The 16,668-nt window shown below is 59.3% G+C and carries 16 protein-coding genes; 11 read left to right on the top strand and 5 right to left on the bottom strand.

Going from position 1 to position 16,668, the window contains the following annotated elements; all coding sequences use genetic code 11:
* Positions 1 to 12 precede the first annotated feature (12 nt).
* Positions 13 to 1,200, bottom strand: a complete 1,188-nt coding sequence (gene metK, locus ACFIQF_RS03445) for a methionine adenosyltransferase (RefSeq protein ID WP_393940070.1) — start codon at positions 1,198 to 1,200, stop codon at positions 13 to 15.
* Between the two features lie 132 nt (positions 1,201 to 1,332).
* Here metK and ACFIQF_RS03440 point away from each other — a divergent pair, with 132 nt between their 5' ends.
* Complete coding sequence (locus ACFIQF_RS03440; RefSeq protein WP_393940068.1) at positions 1,333 to 2,193, top strand: lysophospholipid acyltransferase family protein; 861 nt, start codon at positions 1,333 to 1,335, stop codon at positions 2,191 to 2,193.
* Positions 2,186 to 3,055 carry a lysophospholipid acyltransferase family protein gene (locus tag ACFIQF_RS03435; protein WP_393940066.1) on the top strand — a complete coding sequence of 290 codons (870 nt, stop codon included), beginning with the start codon at positions 2,186 to 2,188 and terminating at the stop codon, positions 3,053 to 3,055. The genes ACFIQF_RS03440 and ACFIQF_RS03435 overlap by 8 nt, the downstream gene beginning before the upstream one ends.
* Before the next feature lie 132 nt (positions 3,056 to 3,187).
* Here the strand turns inward: ACFIQF_RS03435 and yihA are convergent, their stop codons facing one another.
* Positions 3,188 to 3,901, bottom strand: a complete 714-nt coding sequence (gene yihA, locus ACFIQF_RS03430) for a ribosome biogenesis GTP-binding protein YihA/YsxC (RefSeq protein ID WP_393940064.1) — start codon at positions 3,899 to 3,901, stop codon at positions 3,188 to 3,190.
* Between the two features lie 83 nt (positions 3,902 to 3,984).
* Here yihA and ACFIQF_RS03425 point away from each other — a divergent pair, with 83 nt between their 5' ends.
* The 5 genes from ACFIQF_RS03425 (at position 3,985) to msrQ (ending at position 10,093) form a co-directional block, all read left to right on the top strand.
* Entirely contained in the window at positions 3,985 to 4,617 is a 633-nt protein-coding gene (locus ACFIQF_RS03425) for a c-type cytochrome (RefSeq protein WP_393940062.1), read from the top strand.
* A 193-nt stretch (positions 4,618 to 4,810) separates the two neighbouring features.
* A complete protein-coding gene (locus ACFIQF_RS03420) occupies positions 4,811 to 6,931 on the top strand; it encodes a cytochrome c biogenesis protein ResB (protein WP_393940060.1) in 2,121 nt (706 codons plus the stop codon).
* The gene (ccsB, locus tag ACFIQF_RS03415) at positions 6,931 to 8,304 is read left to right on the top strand and encodes a c-type cytochrome biogenesis protein CcsB (protein WP_393940059.1); all 1,374 of its coding nucleotides are present in this window, start codon (positions 6,931 to 6,933) and stop codon (positions 8,302 to 8,304) included. Before ACFIQF_RS03420 ends, ccsB begins: the two co-directional genes overlap by 1 nt.
* 119 nt (positions 8,305 to 8,423) lie before the next feature.
* On the top strand, positions 8,424 to 9,407 hold the full coding sequence (gene msrP / locus ACFIQF_RS03410; RefSeq protein ID WP_393940057.1) for a protein-methionine-sulfoxide reductase catalytic subunit MsrP: 984 nt from the start codon (positions 8,424 to 8,426) through the stop codon (positions 9,405 to 9,407).
* 41 nt (positions 9,408 to 9,448) lie between these two features.
* Positions 9,449 to 10,093, top strand: coding sequence for a protein-methionine-sulfoxide reductase heme-binding subunit MsrQ (gene msrQ / locus ACFIQF_RS03405; protein ID WP_393940055.1), 645 nt, complete (start codon positions 9,449 to 9,451; stop codon positions 10,091 to 10,093).
* Here the strand turns inward: msrQ and ACFIQF_RS03400 are convergent.
* Together ACFIQF_RS03400 and lptM are read right to left on the bottom strand one after the other, a co-directional pair.
* Positions 10,083 to 10,889, bottom strand: coding sequence for an oxygen-binding di-iron domain-containing protein (locus tag ACFIQF_RS03400; RefSeq protein WP_393940054.1), 807 nt, complete (start codon positions 10,887 to 10,889; stop codon positions 10,083 to 10,085). The genes msrQ and ACFIQF_RS03400 overlap by 11 nt on opposite strands.
* A 127-nt stretch (positions 10,890 to 11,016) precedes the next feature.
* Positions 11,017 to 11,229, bottom strand: coding sequence for an LPS translocon maturation chaperone LptM (lptM, locus tag ACFIQF_RS03395; protein ID WP_393940052.1), 213 nt, complete (start codon positions 11,227 to 11,229; stop codon positions 11,017 to 11,019).
* 12 nt (positions 11,230 to 11,241) lie between these two features.
* On the opposite strand from lptM, the gene cyaY reads away from it, so the two are divergent.
* Positions 11,242 to 11,571: an iron donor protein CyaY gene (gene cyaY / locus ACFIQF_RS03390; RefSeq protein ID WP_393940051.1), complete on the top strand. Its 330-nt coding sequence runs from the start codon at positions 11,242 to 11,244 to the stop codon at positions 11,569 to 11,571.
* A gap of 95 nt (positions 11,572 to 11,666) precedes the next feature.
* On the opposite strand, the gene ACFIQF_RS03385 is transcribed toward cyaY, so the two are convergent.
* Positions 11,667 to 13,952 (bottom strand): penicillin-binding protein 1A, encoded by a 2,286-nt coding sequence (locus tag ACFIQF_RS03385; RefSeq protein WP_393940674.1) that lies wholly within the window; start codon positions 13,950 to 13,952, stop codon positions 11,667 to 11,669.
* A gap of 360 nt (positions 13,953 to 14,312) precedes the next feature.
* Between ACFIQF_RS03385 and ACFIQF_RS03380 the strand changes: the two genes are divergently transcribed.
* From ACFIQF_RS03380 to ACFIQF_RS03370, 3 genes are read left to right on the top strand one after another with little or no spacing between them, the layout of a single operon-like run.
* Positions 14,313 to 15,392, top strand: a complete 1,080-nt coding sequence (locus ACFIQF_RS03380) for a pilus assembly protein PilM (protein ID WP_393940049.1) — start codon at positions 14,313 to 14,315, stop codon at positions 15,390 to 15,392.
* Positions 15,389 to 15,988, top strand: coding sequence for a PilN domain-containing protein (locus ACFIQF_RS03375; RefSeq protein WP_393940048.1), 600 nt, complete (start codon positions 15,389 to 15,391; stop codon positions 15,986 to 15,988). The genes ACFIQF_RS03380 and ACFIQF_RS03375 overlap by 4 nt, the downstream gene beginning before the upstream one ends.
* An 8-nt stretch (positions 15,989 to 15,996) precedes the next feature.
* Positions 15,997 to 16,662, top strand: coding sequence for a type IV pilus inner membrane component PilO (locus ACFIQF_RS03370; RefSeq protein WP_393940046.1), 666 nt, complete (start codon positions 15,997 to 15,999; stop codon positions 16,660 to 16,662).
* The last annotated feature ends 6 nt before the right edge of the window (positions 16,663 to 16,668 follow it).

Below are 16,668 nucleotides of genomic sequence, written 5' to 3'. Positions count from 1 at the left end.
AGCGGAGCTGAATTACTTCAGACCAGCTGCTGTGCGTAGCTCAGCAGCTTTATCGGTGCGCTCCCAAGTGAACTCGGGTTCTTCGCGGCCGAAGTGGCCGTAGGCGGCGGTCTTGCTGTAGATGGGGCGCAGCAGGTCCAGCATCTGGATGATGCCCTTGGGGCGCAGGTCAAAGTGCGCGGCCACCAGTTTGGCGATTTCTGCATCGGGGATCACGCCGGTGCCTTCGGTGTAGACGGTGATGTTCATCGGGCGTGCCACGCCAATCGCGTAAGCCACCTGCACTTGGCACTGGCGTGCCAAGCCGGCGGCGACCACGTTCTTGGCTACGTAGCGGGCAGCGTAAGCGGCCGAGCGGTCTACCTTCGTTGGGTCTTTGCCCGAGAAAGCGCCACCGCCGTGGGGGCAGGCACCGCCGTAGGTGTCCACAATGATCTTGCGACCGGTCAGGCCGCAGTCGCCTTGCGGGCCACCCACCACAAAGCGGCCGGTGGGGTTGATCAGGTACTTGGTGTCCTGCAGCCACTCTTTGGGCAGCACGGGCTTGATGATCTCTTCAATGATGGCTTCGGTGAACGAGGCCTTCATCTTGGTGGCAGTTTCCGACTGGTCGGGGCTGTGCTGGGTGGACAGCACCACGGTGTCAATGCTGTGGGGCTTGCCATCGACATAACGCATGGTCACCTGGCTCTTGGCGTCAGGGCGCAGGAAAGGCAGGCGGCCGTCTTTGCGCAGCTGGGCCTGGCGCTCGACCAGACGGTGTGCGTAGTAGATGGGCGCAGGCATCAGCTCCGGCGTCTCGTCGCAGGCGTAACCGAACATCAGGCCCTGGTCGCCAGCGCCGGTGTTCAGCTCGTCGTCGCTGGCCTTGTCCACGCCTTGGGCGATGTCCTGGCTTTGCTTGTCGTAAGCCACGAGCACGGCGCAGCCCTTGTAGTCGATGCCGTAATCGGTGTTGTCGTAGCCAATGCGCTTGATGGTGTCGCGGGCGACCTGGATGTAGTCGACATTCGCGCCCGTGGTGATTTCACCGGCCAATACCACCAGACCGGTGTTGGTCAGGGTTTCGGCAGCCACGCGGCTGTGCGGGTCTTGGGTGAAAATAGCGTCCAGAATCGCGTCGGAGATCTGGTCTGCCACCTTGTCAGGATGGCCTTCAGATACCGATTCCGAGGTGAACAGAAAATCGCTGTTTGCCATAAATGAAAAAACTCCTTCAGTACTTGGGCAATTGCGTTGCCCGAGCCTGGAGGAGCCTGGCGAACGCTTTAGCAGTTTTGTTTTACCGTCGCCCTGCAAGTTGCTCTTTAACTCAGCGACCGCCTGATTGTAATGCCTTTCCTCTTTCGACTCTTTGCTGCGTTGCCGTTGTGGCTTTTGCATGGCCTGGGCGCAGGCCTGGGTTGGCTCACCTATGCCGCCTCACCCACCTACCGCAAGCGCTTTCAGGCCAATGCCCGGCAGGCGGGCTACCGTTTTGCCGAGGTAAAGAAGGCCGTCGGCCATGCCGGGCGCATGGTGGCCGAGGTGCCTCGGCTGTGGTTTGGCGCGCCTTTGCCCTGTGATATCCATGGCGAGCAGGTGATCGAGCAGGCCCTGGCAGCGGGCAAAGGGATTGTGTTTTTGACGCCACATATGGGCTGCTTCGAGCTGTCGGCGCAATATATGGCGCGGCGCTGGGGCGTGGTGCACGGGCCGATTACCGTTTTGTACCGGCCGGCGCGCCAAGCCTGGCTGGCCAAGCTGATGGAGACGGCACGCGCCCGCCCTGGTTTGGAATCTGCGCCCACCACCATGGCTGGCGTGCGCCAGATGATCAAGGCGCTGCGCCAGGGCAACAGCGTGGGCCTGCTGCCCGATCAGGTTCCGCCCGAGGGGCAGGGCCTGTGGACGCCGTTTTTTGGCAAACCCGCTTATTCCATGACCTTAGCAGCCAAATTGGCCCAGCAAGCCGGCGCGGCTGTTATATTGGCGCGCTGCGTGCGCAGGCCCTGGGGTCAGGGCTTTGATTTGCATGTGCGTGGTCTGACGGCGCCATTGCTGCCCGAGCTGGAAGCGGCGGTGCTGCAGATCAACCAGGAAATGGAGCGTTTGATTCGCGAGAGCCCGGAGCAGTACCTTTGGGGCTACGCGCGCTACAAGCAGCCCCGTGTCACCCCTGCGCTGCCAGCAGAAAGCAAGAAAAATGGGTAAGTTGTTTATTGGCTGGATGTGGCTTATGTCGCATCTGCCATTGCCGCTATTGCGCGCCATCGGTTGGTTGATGGGGCGCATTTTGTTTTATCTGGTGTCATCTCGTCGCAAAATTGCTTTGCGCAACCTGGAGCTTTGCTTCCCGGAGGAGAGCCAGGCGCAGCGCCGCAGTTGGGCGAAAGAGAGCTTTGTGGTTTTCTGCCAGACTTGGCTGGACCGCAGCTGGCTGTGGTTTGCGCCGCAGAAGACGGTGGAAAAGCGCACCCGCATGACCGGCGCTCTGCAAGAGCTGGAGGGCGATCAGTCCACCATCATCTTTGCGCCGCACTTCTACAGCATGGATGCGGGTGGCACCGCGCTCACCATTTACTGCAGCCGGCCTTTCACATCGATTTTCTCGACCCAACCGAATGCCGAAGTCGATGCCTGGATTCGCCAAGGCCGCCAGCGCTTTGGCGATGTACGCATGCTCAACCGCGACGATGGCGTCAAACCCATCATCGCCAGCCTGCGCAAAGACCATGGTTTGCTGTATTTGCTCTCAGATATGGACTTTGGCCCCCAAGATTCGCTCTTCGTGCCGTATTTTGGCCAGGTGGCGGCCACCATACCTTCGCTCTCGCGCTTTGCCCGGCTGGGCAAGGCCAAGGTGATCGGCATGTACACCAAGCTCACGCCGCAGGGCTACGAGGTGACGATTTCGCCGGCTTGGCAGAACTTCCCGACCGACGATGTCGAGGCCGACACCACGCGCCAGAACCGGGAGCTGGAAGCGCAGATCCGCACCATGGTGCCGCAGTACTACTGGGTGCACAAACGCTTCAAGACCCGGCCCGAGGGCCAACCATCGGTTTACCAATAAAAATAGCTTCCAGAGCTTAGTGAATTAGCGCTGGAAGCTATATATTTAATAGCGTCTAAATTGCTGCAGTGCAGCGAATTGTTGTAGCGACGCAACCGCCGTTGTCGCCAACCGTACAGTTGGGCGGCGGGCTTATTGGCCGGCCGCGGGAGCAGCTGCATCGGGTGCAGGCAAGCCCTCGGGGTGGGACCATTGCCACAGCAGCTGGGCCACCTTGTCGACGTTCTGTTTTTTCAGGGCGCTGAACATCATCACTTCACCACCGCCGGCATTCAGCTTGGTGATCGACAAGATCTTGGCTTGCTCGGCGCGTGTCAATTTATCAGCTTTTGTCAGCAGAACCAGGAACTTGAGGCCTTGTTCGACGCGCGGGCGAATAATGTCAAGCAGAGCTTCGTCCAGCTCGGTCAGACCCAGGCGCGGGTCGCACAGCAGCACAATGCCCGTCAGGCTGGGGCGGCTGACGAGGTAGTTCACCATCACTTGCTGCCAGCGCTGCTTGTCCTCACGCGAGACAGCGGCATAGCCGTAGCCAGGCAAATCGGCCAGCACCGCATCGGTCACGCCTTTTTTGCCCAGCGCAAACAGGTTGATGTGCTGGGTGCGGCCGGGCTTTTTGGAAGCGAACGCCAACTGGTTTTGCTGCGTCAAGGTGTTGATCGACGTGGATTTGCCGGCATTGGAGCGGCCGACAAAGGCGAACTCGGGCACATCGACGGCCGGCAATTGGTGCAGCTGTGCAGCCGTGGTCAGGAAGCGGGCGGTGTGCATCCACCCCAAGGCAGCCTTGCCATCGATGCTTGGCGTGTCTGCAACGGCTGGGGGGGTACTAGGTGTTGTCGTCATGTGCATTCGAGTTGATCTAAGGCATCATTGTAGAATCTGGCCGACTCGGCCTCATACCCATAAACCAGACAAAGTTCCACGATATGAAGTTGATCGCTCCTTTGTTGACGTCTGCAGTGCTGGCTTTTTCGTCTTTTTCTGCGTTGGCCGCCTCCGAGGCTGCGCCCAAGGTGGTCAAGCCCGATCTGGCCAAAGGGGAAGCCAGTTACACAGCAGTTTGTGCCGCTTGTCACAACGCCGACGGCAATGCGTCGATTGCGATCAACCCCAAGCTGGCGCAGCAGCACCCCGAGTATTTGCTCAAGCAGCTGCAAGAGTTCAAGACTGGCAAACGCAAGGAAGCGGTGATGCAAGGCATGGTGGCCTCGCTCAGCGATGCCGATATGCGCAATATCTCATACTGGTTGGCCACCAAGCCGGCCAAGCTGGGCTTTGCCAAGGATAAGGATGCCGTGGCACTGGGCGAGCGCATTTATCGCGGCGGCATTCCAGACCGGCAGATCGCTGCTTGCGCGGGCTGCCACAGCCCGAATGGCGTGGGGATTCCGGCGCAATACCCGCGCTTGGCGGGGCAGAATGCCGATTACGTGGCCAAAACCATGCATGATTTCCGTGATGGCAAGCGCAACAACAGCATCCAGATGACGGGCGTGGCCGCCAAAATGAACGACAAAGAGATCAAGGCCGTGTCAGATTACATCGCCGGCCTGCGCTGAAGCTGGCCCGGCGCAGCGTGCGAGCCGCTTCGCCCTTGTGCTGTGGGTGGATTCCGCTGTGGCGGGTGATCACTTGCGCTGCAAGGGCTAAGATGGCAGGCCATGCCGGGAAGCTTGGCTGACCCAAGAGGGGCGGACTGTTTGCACAAGAACAGTTCGCCTTTTGCTTTGTACCGATAGTGTTTTGATACCCATGTCTGATTCCTCCCCCGCAGCCACGCCGCCGCCTCGCAGCCGTCTGGACCGACGCGCGCTGTGGGAGCTTTTGTCGTCGATGCGCTTTGCCATCGCCTTGCTGACGGTGATCTGTATTGCCTCTGTCATCGGCACGGTGCTGCGCCAGCATGAGCCGGCGGCCAACTACGTCAACCAGTTCGGCTCGTTCTGGGCGCAGCTGTTTTTGGCAATCAAGCTCAATGCGGTCTACAGTGCCTGGTGGTTTTTGCTGATTCTGGCTTTTCTGGTGACCAGCACCAGTTTGTGCATTGCCAAACATGCACCCAAATACCTGGCTGATTTGCGCAATTACAAAGAGAACGTGCGCGCTGCCAGCTTGCAGGCATTTCACCACAAGGCCGAAGCGCATTTGGCCGAAACCGCCGCCCAGGCCGCGCAACGGGTGGGTGAGCAGTTGGCGCGCAGCGGCTGGAAAGTTCGCCTGCAAGAGCGTGGCGACGGCTGGATGGTGGCTGCCAAAGCCGGTGCGGCGCACAAAATTGGCTATCTGGCAGCGCACAGTGCCATTGTATTGATTTGCCTGGGCGGCTTGCTGGACGGTGATTTGATCGTGCGTGCCCAGATGCTGCTGGGCGGCAAAACCCCGTATACCGGAGGCGGCATGATTGCCGATGTGCCGGCGCAGCACCGCCTGTCGCTGAGCAACCCCACCTTCCGCGGCAACCTGATGGTGGCCGAAGGCTCGAAATCGGGCACAACGGTGCTCAACCAGTCAGACGGCATCTTGCTGCAGGAGCTGCCTTTCACGGTGGAGCTGAAGAAATTTATCGTTGAGTACTACTCCACGGGCATGCCCAAGCTGTTCGCCAGCGAGGTGGTGCTGCATGACCGCGAGACCGGCGAGGCGCTGGAAAAGCGCATCGAGGTGAACCACCCGGCCAGCTACAAAGGCATCGAAATCTACCAGTCGAGCTTTGACGACGGTGGCTCGCACTTGCAGCTGCGTGCCGTGCCGCTGGCTGCCGGCGCCAAGAGCTTCGAGATTGAAGGCCAGGTGGGCGGCTCTACCACCATCAACACCGGCGAAGGCAAGCCGCCGCTGCAAATGGAGTTCACCGGCCTGCGCACCATCAACGTCGAGAACATGGGCAACGCCGATGGCCCCACCGATGTACGCAAGGTGGATCTGAAATCCACGCTCGACAACCACCTGGGCGCCGGCAATAAGGTGCTCACGCCCAAAGAGCTTCGCAATGTGGGCCCGAGTGTCAGCTACAAGCTGCGCGATGCCTCGGGCCAGGCGCGTGAATTCAACAATTACATGGTGCCGGTCGACACCGGCGACGGCGTGCCCGTGTACCTGTGGGGCGTGCGCGATACCTTGGCCGATCAGTTCCGCTACCTGCGCGTGCCGGCCGACGAGAACAGCAGCTGGCGCGGCTTTCTGCGCCTGAAATCGGCGCTGCAGGACCCGGCGCAGCGCGAAAAGGCGGTGAGCCAGTACGTGACGGCCTCGGTCGGCACCGATCGCCCGGATTTGCGCGAGCAACTGCATGCTTCCGCCTTGAAGGCGCTGACCATCTTTGCTGGCGGCAACAACGAGCGAGGCGAGCACGTTGCCGGCCTACAGGCGATATCGGACTTCATGGAGCAGAATGTGCCAGAAGCCGAGCGCCCCAAGGCCAGCGAAGTGCTGGTGCGCATACTCAATGGCGTGCTGTTCGAGCTGATGCAACAAGCCCGTGCGGCAGAAGGTTTGGCCGCGCTGCCGCCCGACGAGAAAACGCAAAAATTCATGACGCAGGCTGTGCTGTCGCTGAGCGATGTGCAGCTTTACCCTGAGCCCGTGGTGTTTGAACTGACGGGTTTTGAGCAAGTGCAGGCCAGCGTCTTCCAGGTTGCCAAGGCGCCAGGCAAGACGGTGGTGTACCTGGGTTGTCTATTCCTGATTCTGGGCGTGTTTGCCATGTTGTATGTGCGCGACCGCCGCGTCTGGGTCTGGCTGGCGCCGCGGGCCGATGGTGGCAGCGATGCGCGCATGGCCCTGTCCACCAACCGCAAGACGCTGGACGTGGACCGCGAGTTTGAGGGGCTGAGTGAGAAACTGTTGGGCGTAAAGCCTGTTGGAGGCCATTGATGAATACCGCAAGCAATACGGCATCCGCTGTACCGGCGGGCAACGTGGTGCAAACCGTGCAACTGAGCGAAGGCTATTTCAGCAAACGCTCGCCGCTGGACTGGCTGTTTGCGCTGGCCTTGGTCGTAGGCGGCGCTTTTGCCTTGTACCTGTACGGTCACCACATGGATGTATATGAGAAAAGCATCCTCGTGCTCAGCGTGCCGTTCTTTGTCTGGTTGGGCTGGTTCTGGCGGCCGCTGCAGCTGTTGATGGTGGTGGTGACGGCGCTGTCGTTGCTGGCCATCGGCCTGTACCGGGTGGATGGCGCCGGGCAGATAGCGCGCTCCGAGACGGTGTTCGGGCTCAAGTACTTTCTCTCCAGCCAGTCGGCCATCTTGTGGATGAGCGTTTTGTTCTTCATGAGCACGCTGTTTTACTGGGTGGGCTTGCTCTCCAAGGGCGAAGGGTCAGCGCTGTCGGTGATAGGCACGCGCCTGGCCTGGCTGGCCGTCACCATGGCCTTGGTCGGCACCATGGCGCGCTGGTACGAGAGCTATCTGATGGGGCCGGATATCGGCCACATCCCCGTCAGCAACCTGTACGAAGTGTTCGTGCTGTTCGCCTGGATGACGGCGCTGTTCTACCTGTATTTCGAGCAGCACTACCAAACCCGTTCACTGGGCGCGTTTGTGATGCTCGTGGTGAGCGCTGCCGTGGGCTTTTTGCTGTGGTACACGGTGGTGCGCCAGGCGCATGAGATCCAGCCTTTGGTGCCGGCGCTCAAGAGCTGGTGGATGAAGCTGCATGTGCCCGCCAACTTTGTCGGCTACGGCACCTTTGCGCTGGCGGCCATGGTGGCGCTGGCGTACCTGCTGAAATCGGCTGCACAACGTGCGCTGTGGCTGGGACTGATTCTTGTGCCTGTAGTGGTACTGATCCTGCCTTTGCTGGGCTTTCGCTTGTTTGGCAACCCGGATTTTTTCCCGGCCATCGACAAGACGCTGCGCATGGCGATTCCGTTGGAGATTTTCTTTGCCGTCATGATTGGTGCCCGCGCCTGGATCAACCGCGCCACGCCCAAGCTCGAGGTGATGGACGACCTGATGTACAAGGCCATTGCCGTGGGCTTTGCCTTCTTCACCATCGCCACGGTGCTGGGCGCCTTGTGGGCGGCTGAAGCCTGGGGCGGCTACTGGAGCTGGGACCCGAAGGAAACCTGGGCACTGATCGTCTGGCTCAACTACGCGGCCTGGTTGCACATGCGCCTGGTCAAGGGCTTGCGCGGCACGGTGTCGGCCTGGTGGGCGCTGGTTGGCTTGGTAGTGACAACTTTCGCGTTCTTGGGCGTGAACATGTTCCTCTCGGGCTTGCACAGCTACGGCACGCTGTAAGCCAATGTCGCCGCTTTAGAAAACTCCCGTGCGCGGGAGTTTTTTCATGGGCGCAGCGCATATGCTGGGAATTTTGTATTCTGGGCACACTCCAACGGGCCTGCAGGAAGGACCACAGCATGCTGATACGCAACGACCACACCGGATTCATTCACCCGCGCAGCAGCGAGATCACGCCCGAGGCAGCGTATTGGGGGCGGCGCCAATGGCTGCAAATGGCGGCGGCCAGCGGCTTCTTGGCTTCGGCTGGTGGCGCGCTGGCTCAGAGCAAAAATGCGGTGGCTGGCCTCGCGCCTCTGGAAGCAAGCAAGTCCACCGTGCCGGGCGCGGTGACCATGGAAACGCTGACGCCGTATACGGATGCGCGCAGCTACAACAACTATTACGAATTCGGGCTGGAAAAAGACGATCCAATGCGCAATGCGCCGAGCCTGAAAACGCGGCCCTGGACGCTGCGGGTAGAAGGCCTGGTGAACAAGCCCAAAACTTTCGACATCGAGCAACTGCTCAAGCTCAGCGCCCAGGAAGAGCGCATTTACCGCTTGCGCTGTGTGGAAGGCTGGTCGATGGTGATTCCCTGGATCGGCTATTCGCTCGCCAAATTGCTGGCCCAGGTTGAACCACAAGGCAGCGCCAAATATGTGGAGTTCGTGACCTTGGCCGATGACAAGCAAATGCCTGGCCTGAAAAGCCGGGTGCTCGACTGGCCCTACACCGAAGGCTTGCGTCTCGACGAGGCCATGCACCCGCTCACGCTGCTGGCCTTCGGCATGTATGGCAACGAGCTGCCCAAGCAAAACGGCGCGCCGCTGCGCCTGGTGGTGCCGTGGAAATACGGCTTCAAAAGCGCCAAGAGTATCGTCACTATCCGCCTGACCGAGAAAGAGCCGGGCACAGCCTGGAACAAGGCGGCACGCAACGAATACGGCTTTTACTCCAACGTGAACCCCAGCGTGCCGCACCCGCGCTGGAGCCAGGAAACCGAACGCCGCATTGGCGAAGGCGGCCTGTTTGCCAAGCGGCATAAAACCTTGTTGTTCAACGGTTACGAAGCGCAGGTCGGCCAGCTGTATGCCGGCATGGATTTGAAGAAAAACTTTTAAAGCAACAACCGCAGCGTGTGCTGCGTTAGCGTCTACAACCCATGCAAACCACCATTGGCAAAAAGCTGCTGCGCCTGGCCTTGCACCTGCTGTGCTGCGCGCCTGCCGCTTGGCTTTTTTATCTGGCCGCCAGCGATGGGCTGGGGGCCAATCCTGCAGAGGCTTTGTTGCGCTCGCTGGGTGAATGGGCTTTGCGCTTTCTGTGCTTGGCGCTAGCCATTACGCCACTGCGGCAGTGGCTCCATTGGCCGCAACTGGCGGCATACCGGCGCATGCTGGGGCTTTACACCTTCTTCTACGCGAGCCTGCATTGGCTGGCGTATCTGGTTTTCGACATGGGGTTGGATTGGGTGGCCATTGTGGCGGATCTGCCCAAGCGCCCCTTCATCCTGGTAGGCAGTTTGGCCTGGCTACTTTTGCTGGCCCTGGCTGTTACTTCGGTGCCGGCATTGCTACGGCGCATGGGCGGTAAGCGCTGGCAGCAGTTGCACCGCAGCGTGTATGCGGTGGCGGTCTTGGCGGTGCTGCACTTTTTCTGGATGCGAACCGGAAAACAGCAGTTTGGCGAGGTCTGGCTGTACGGCGGTATCTTGGCGGCATTGCTGCTGGCGCGTGTGCTGTGGACAAGGCGCCGCAAGCGGGTAGAAGCAGTGCGGCGACCCGGGCAAACTGCGCCTAAGCCTTGACGGGCAGAGGCGAGATTGGCGTTTGCGGCAGGCTGTAGCTCTGGTTGTCCATCAGGTCGATACCACACATCAGGTGATCGAGCCAGTCGAAAAACTGCGCAATCGCCTTGCCCATGATGGGCGCGCCATGCTGCGGCACGATCAGCGAAATATCGAGCTGGCGCGCCATGGCCACCCACAGGCGCAGCACTTTGTTGGACACCATGTAGCGGCGATGGAAGCCTTCCATGAGAGGGATATGCGGCGCCAGATCGGTGACGGGCTTGCGGGCGAGATAGCCATCGGTGAGCGAGACACCCAGGTCGCCGGTAAAGAGAATGCGGCTGATCGGATCGTAGAAGTGGAAATTGCCTTCTGCATGCATGAAGTGCGCAGGCAAGATGTGCAATTGGCTTTGGCCCAGCGGCAAAATGCCCCCGGCATCTTGCACGCCGATGACGCGGTTCTCGGTTTTGCCCACCTTGGTGAAGTGCGGCACAAAACGCTCCCACACACGGGAGATGACCAGCGATGCCTTGGTGGAGGTGAGCCAGCGGTCGAGCGAGGCGATGATGTCCGGATCCGCGTGTGAGGCGATCAGGTACGAGAGCTTGTGGGGCGCGAAGTGGCGCACCATGCCCATGTACAGCTCGTTGAAGGCCAGGTTACCGCCCGGGTCGATGATGGCGCCGGTGCCATGGTCGACGATCAGGAACTGGTTGGCTTGCACGGCCTGCGCGTCCTCCTCGACGAGGTCGGTGAACATCAGACAGGCGTGCTGATCGTCGCGGTACAGCTCCACGGGTTCCAAAGCCATCTCTTCTACCAATTAGTTAGCAACACGCGACTGTAACTGCGTGTGAATGGCGGAGGCTTGATGTAACTCAAGCAGAGGGCTAATGAGCCTGGGCGACTTGCCAAGCTTTGCTGGTGAGCATTTGCTGCTACTGTTTTTGCTCTGGGCGAGCAGGGGCTGGCTGCATGACGAGTTCTGGCGTATCCGTGCGCGGGTCCAGCGTTTGGGGTAAGGTGGCGCGATTGGCCGCTGCCGGGTCCTGGGGCAGGTAGAGCGGGCCTTTTTGGCCGCAGGCCACCAAGACTGCCGCACCGCTGGCAAGGACAATCGTCCTGCATACAATTTGAGAAATACTCCGCATAGAACTATTGTAATGACCGAACTTGAATACCTGGACACGGCCGAGGAGCTGCTGCTGGCGGTGGAGCAAAGCTGCGACCGCATCAACGATGAGACCGAAGCCGATATCGACGCCCAGCGTGTGGGTGGTATGGTAACGCTCACTTTCGCTAACCGCAGCCAGATCATTATCAATCTGCAGCCGCCTTTGCACGAGGTGTGGATGGCCGCCAAATCGGGCGGTTACCACTACAAGTTCGATGGACAGAACTGGCGCGACACCAAAACCGGCAATGATTTTTATGCCGACCTGAGTCGCGATGCCAGCGCGCAAGCGGGCATGGCATTGGTCTTCCGGGTGTAAACAAGTGCCGCTCCAGGCTCGGTCTGGAGAGGCCTGAAGCAAAGAGCCCCGCAGTGCAGACTGCGGGGCTCTTTGTTTTGAGGTTTGGGGCGGACTCAGTCGCGGAACAGATCCAAGATCTTGTTGCGCTCTTCGGCATTGGGTGCCGGCACGGGAGAGGTGGCGCCAGGGATGGGGGTGTCCAGGCCCAGGTTGGGGGCGCTGCGAGCGTATTCCTCGTAATACCACTCGCCGCCCATGTTCACCAGGCCGCCTGGCGGCGTCATCTGCGCCACAGGTACGCCCTTGAGTGCGTGCTGCATGTAGCTGATCCAGATGGGCAGGCTCAGGCCGCCGCCAAACTCGCGTGCGCCCAGGCTGCGTGGGTTGTCGTAACCCATCCACACCACGGCTGCATTGGTGGGCTGGAAGCCGGCAAACCAGGCGTCGACCGAATCGTTGGTGGTACCGGTTTTGCCGTAGATATCGGGGCGCTTGAGCTGGGCTTGCGCCTTGGCGGCGGTGCCGTAGCGCGCCACATCTTGCAGCAGCGAATCCATCACAAAGGCATTGCGTGCATCGACGGCACGTGGCAAGTCTTCCACTGCAGGCGGCGTAAATTCGGACAGCACGTTGCCCCGGTGGTCGGTGATCTTCGCGATCAAATACGGGTTCACGCGGTGGCCGCCGTTGGCAAACACCGAATAGCCTGCGGCCATCTGCATGGGCGTTACGGCACCGGCGCCCAAGGCCATGGGCAGGTAGGGCGGGTGTTTTTCGGCATCAAAGCCGAACTTGGTCACCCATTCCTGGGCCTTCTTCGGGCCTACCGACTGCATGACGCGGATCGTTACCAGATTCTTCGAGCGGGCCAGGGCCTGGCGCATGGTCATCGGGCCATCAAAGCGGCCGTCGGAGTTTTTGGGCTCCCAGGGCTGCTGGCCGCCCGAGCCGGGGAAGGACAGCGGAGCGTCGTTGATCACGGTGGCCGGGCTGAAGCCTTTTTCCAGCGCGGCCGAGTAGATAAAGGGCTTGAAGCTGGAGCCCGGCTGGCGCCAAGCCTGGGTGACGTGGTTGAACTTGTTCTTGTCGAAATCAAAACCACCCACCAATGCTTTGAGAGCGCCGGTGCGCGGGTCCAGCGAAACAAAGGCGCCTTCCACTTCGGGCAGCTGGGTCAGCTCCCAGGTCTTTTTGCTGGTTTCCATGATCCGTACCACGGCGCCGGGGCGCAGCTTGATGTTGGGCGGTGCTTTGTCGCTCAAGCCCGATTGAACAGGTTTGAGGCCGTCGCCAGTGATGTCGATCGGGTCGCCATCGGCACGTATCACCACCACCTTGCGGGGCGATGCCTCCAGCACCACGGCGGCGAGCACATTGCCGTTGTCGGGGTGCTGGGCCAGCACTTCGTCAATCGCATCATCGCGTTCCTGGCCGGTCTTGGGTAGGTTGATGAACTTCTCGGGGCCACGGTAGTGCTGGCGCTTTTCGTAATCCATGATGCCTTTGCGCAAGGCTTCGTAGGCGACCTCCTGATCGCTGGCGATCAGCGTCGTGTACACGTTCAGGCCTCGGGTATAGGCCTCGTTGCCATACTGCGCAAAGATCAGTTGGCGTGCCATTTCTGCCACGTATTCGGCGTGGACTTTGCTGTCTGCAGAGCTGGGACGAATGCGTGGTTTTTCCGCGTCGATGCGCCCTTGGTCCGCTTGCGCCTTGGTGATAAAGCCGTTTTCCTCCATGCGATCGATGATGTAGAGCTGGCGAATCTTGGCGCGCTTTGGGTTGCTGACCGGGTTATAGGCCGAGGGCGCTTTGGGCAGGCCCGCCAGCATGGCGGCTTCTGCCACCGTCACGTCCTTCAGTGGTTTGCCAAAGTAGGTTTCGGCTGCGGCAGAGAAACCATAGGCGCGGTTGCCCAGGTAGATCTGGTTCATGTAGATTTCCAGAATCTGGTTTTTGCTCAGCGTGTGCTCGAGCTTGAGCGTCAGCAAGATTTCATAGATCTTGCGGGTATAGGTTTTTTCGGAAGACAGGTAGACATTGCGCGCTACCTGCATGGTGATGGTGGAGGCGCCTTGGGCTTTTTCGCGCCCCAGGTTTGCGAGCAAGGCGCGCGCCAGGCCTTTGTAGTCGACGCCGTTGTGCTCAAAAAAACGGGTGTCTTCGATAGCCAACACCGCATTCACCATCAGCTGCGGAATCTCTTTGATGGGCGTCAAATTTCGACGCTCTTCACCAAATTCGCCCAGCAAGGCCCCTTCTGACGAGTAGACTCGCATGGGCAGTTTCGGCTTGTAGTCGGCCAGCTCGGAAACATCGGGCAAATTCGGGTAGGCCATGGCCAGGCCCACGCCGACGACCACCACTGCTGCAATCGCAAATGCAATCAGCAGGGCCATCAGGCCAGCAAAAAACTTGAAAATCTTCTTGCCCAGGCTGGAGGGCTTGGGCTGTGGCTTTTCTGGGGTTCTGCGTGAGAGCGGTGCGTCTGGATTCATTGGGACAGACAGTCTGTGAAGGCTTGCATAAGCCGAGAATGCTATCACGCGGACCATGGCTGCGCTTACGGGAGGGGGCGCAGTTTAGACAGGGCGAAATGTCATGCAAAGATCAATGAATGCCTTGTATCGTATTGTTTTGACAACGAATTGAAGCGCAGATCACGTCGTGCTTTGCCGCACGGCTATCTTGCTGATAGCATCCATAGAGGGTGTTAAGTTTTGTAGCTCAATATAGAGCAAATAAGGGAGGAGCCCATCTTGGTCTCAATGGGATCTTTGTTCCGACGCCAGCCACCAAGCCTGTTGGGCATTGATGTGAGCGCGTCGAGCATCAAGTTGGTAGAGCTGGGGAGGACGGGCGGCGGTCAATATGTGGTTGAGCGCTGTGCCCAAGAACTTCTGGAGCCTGGCTGGGTGACCGAGTCAGGCATTGAGCGTTTTGACGAGGTGGCCGATTCGTTGCGTCGCTTGGTCAAAAAAAGTGGTACACGCACCAAGCAAGCTGCTTTGGCGCTGCCACTGTCTGCGGTCATTCAAAAGAAGATCGTGCTGCCGTCGGGCCTGTCCGAGCTGGAAATGGAGTTCCAGGTCGAATCCGAAGCCAATCAGTACATTCCTTTTTCGCTCGATGAGGTGAATCTGGATTTCTGCGTGATTGGCCCCTCGGCCAATTCGGTAGGCGATGTGGATGTGCTTATCGCTGCGGCCCGCAAGGAAACCGTGCAAGACCGCCAAGGTCTGGCAGAAGCGGCTGGTCTCAAGCCTGCAGTGCTGGAGATTGAATCCAATGCGACTGCCTTGGCTGCGCGGCGCTTGATCTCCAACATGCCGAGCAAAGGCAAAGATGCCTTTATCGCCATTTTTGAAATTGGCGGCAATGCCTCGTTCCTGCAGATTATCTACAACAACGAGGTGATCTATGAGCGTGACCAATCTTTCAACGGTGGCCAGCTCACGCAAATGATCATGCGCCAATACGGCTTTTCGCAAGAAGAGGCCGAGCAGAAAAAACGCAACAACGATTTGCCGACGGATTACAAAGCCATCGTGCTCAAGCCTTTTGTCGAAAGCGTGGGGCAGGAAATCAACCGTGCCTTGCAGTTTTTCTTTACCAGCACTCCTCACAACCGCATTGACCACATCTTGCTCGCTGGCGGCTCGGCCGTGATCAGCGGCTTGGCCGATGAGGTGATTGATGCCACCGGTTTTGCTACCTCGGTGGCCAATCCATTTGAAGACATGGTGATGGAAGCGGTGGTGCGTTCGCGCAGCAAAAGCAAGGATTTCTCCACCTATCTGACCGCCTGTGGTCTGGCCTTGCGGAGGTATGCAGAATGATCTTGATCAACCTGCTTCCCCACCGCGAGCTTGCGCGCAAGAAACGCAAAGAGAGCTTTCAGGTCTCCATGCTGGCGGCGGCCATGGCAGGCGCTGCCATTTGTGGCGCCATCTATTTGTATTACCAGTACCGGATAGACCAGCAAGAACAACGCAATACGACGTTGACCAACGAGATCAAGGCGCTGGATGCAAAAATTGCTGACGTTGCGAAGATCGACGCAGAAATTGAAGCACTGAAGGCCCGTCAGAAAGCGGTGGAAGACCTGCAGTCAGACCGTAATCTGCCCGTGCACCTGCTCAACGAGCTGGTGGTGCAGCTGCCCGATGGCGTGTATGTCGAAAGCCTCAAGCAGCAAGACCAGACGGTGCAAATCCAGGGTATCGCGCAGTCCAATGAGCGGGTGTCCGAGTTGCTCAACAGTCTGGCCACCAAAACGCCATGGTTGTCCAAGCCAGAGCTGGTGGAAGTGGTGGGAACCACCACCCAGATCAATGCTAAGGAGAAAAAGCGCGTATCGAGCTTTAACCTTCGGTTCCGCTTGGTGCGTTCCAGCGAAATGGAACCTGCCGCTGCTGGCGAGAAAAAGAAATAGGAACTGGTATGGCATCGAAAAAAAATATCCAGTTGGGAGAGGGTTTCAATAGCCTGCAAAGGCAGTTCCAAAATCTGGACCCCAAAGATCCGTCGCTGTGGCCTGCTGCACCACGGTGGATGTTGCTGCTGGTTATCGCTGCGGCGGTTGCTGCGCTGGGCTGGTTCCTGTACCTGAACAGCTTTGACGAGGAGTTGACTACCTCGCAAAACAAAGAGCTACAGCTCAAAGAGGACTACAAAACCCGCTTGCGCAAGGCGGTGAACTTGGAGCCGCTGCGCAAACAGCGCGAGCAAGTGCAGCAGTACGTGACGCAGTTGGAAAAGCAGTTGCCGAGCAAGGCTGAAATGGCTGCGTTGCTGTCTGATATCAACCAGGCGGGTATTGGTCGGAGTCTGCAATTTGACCTGTTCAAACCGGGGCAGACGGTGGTCAAGGATTACTACGCCGAGTTGCCTATTTCGCTCAAGGTCAACGGCAAGTACCACGACATTGGTTTTTTTGCGGCAGATATCGCCAATCTGTCCCGGATTGTGACACTCAACAATATGAGCCTTTCGCCGGCCAGCAAGGAAAGCCCCACCTTGGTGCTAGACGCAACCGCAAGAACCTTCCGCTATCTGGATCCGCAAGAGCTGAAAGAGCAGGCGGATGCCAAAGCCAAAAAGAAATAAGGGAGG

This window comes from Comamonas trifloxystrobinivorans, from assembly GCF_043359985.1.
Taxonomy (GTDB): Bacteria; Pseudomonadota; Gammaproteobacteria; order Burkholderiales; family Burkholderiaceae_C; genus Comamonas; species Comamonas trifloxystrobinivorans.
The sequence above is the reverse complement of the archived record's forward strand: the minus strand, read 5'-3'. Positions and strand labels throughout refer to the sequence as shown.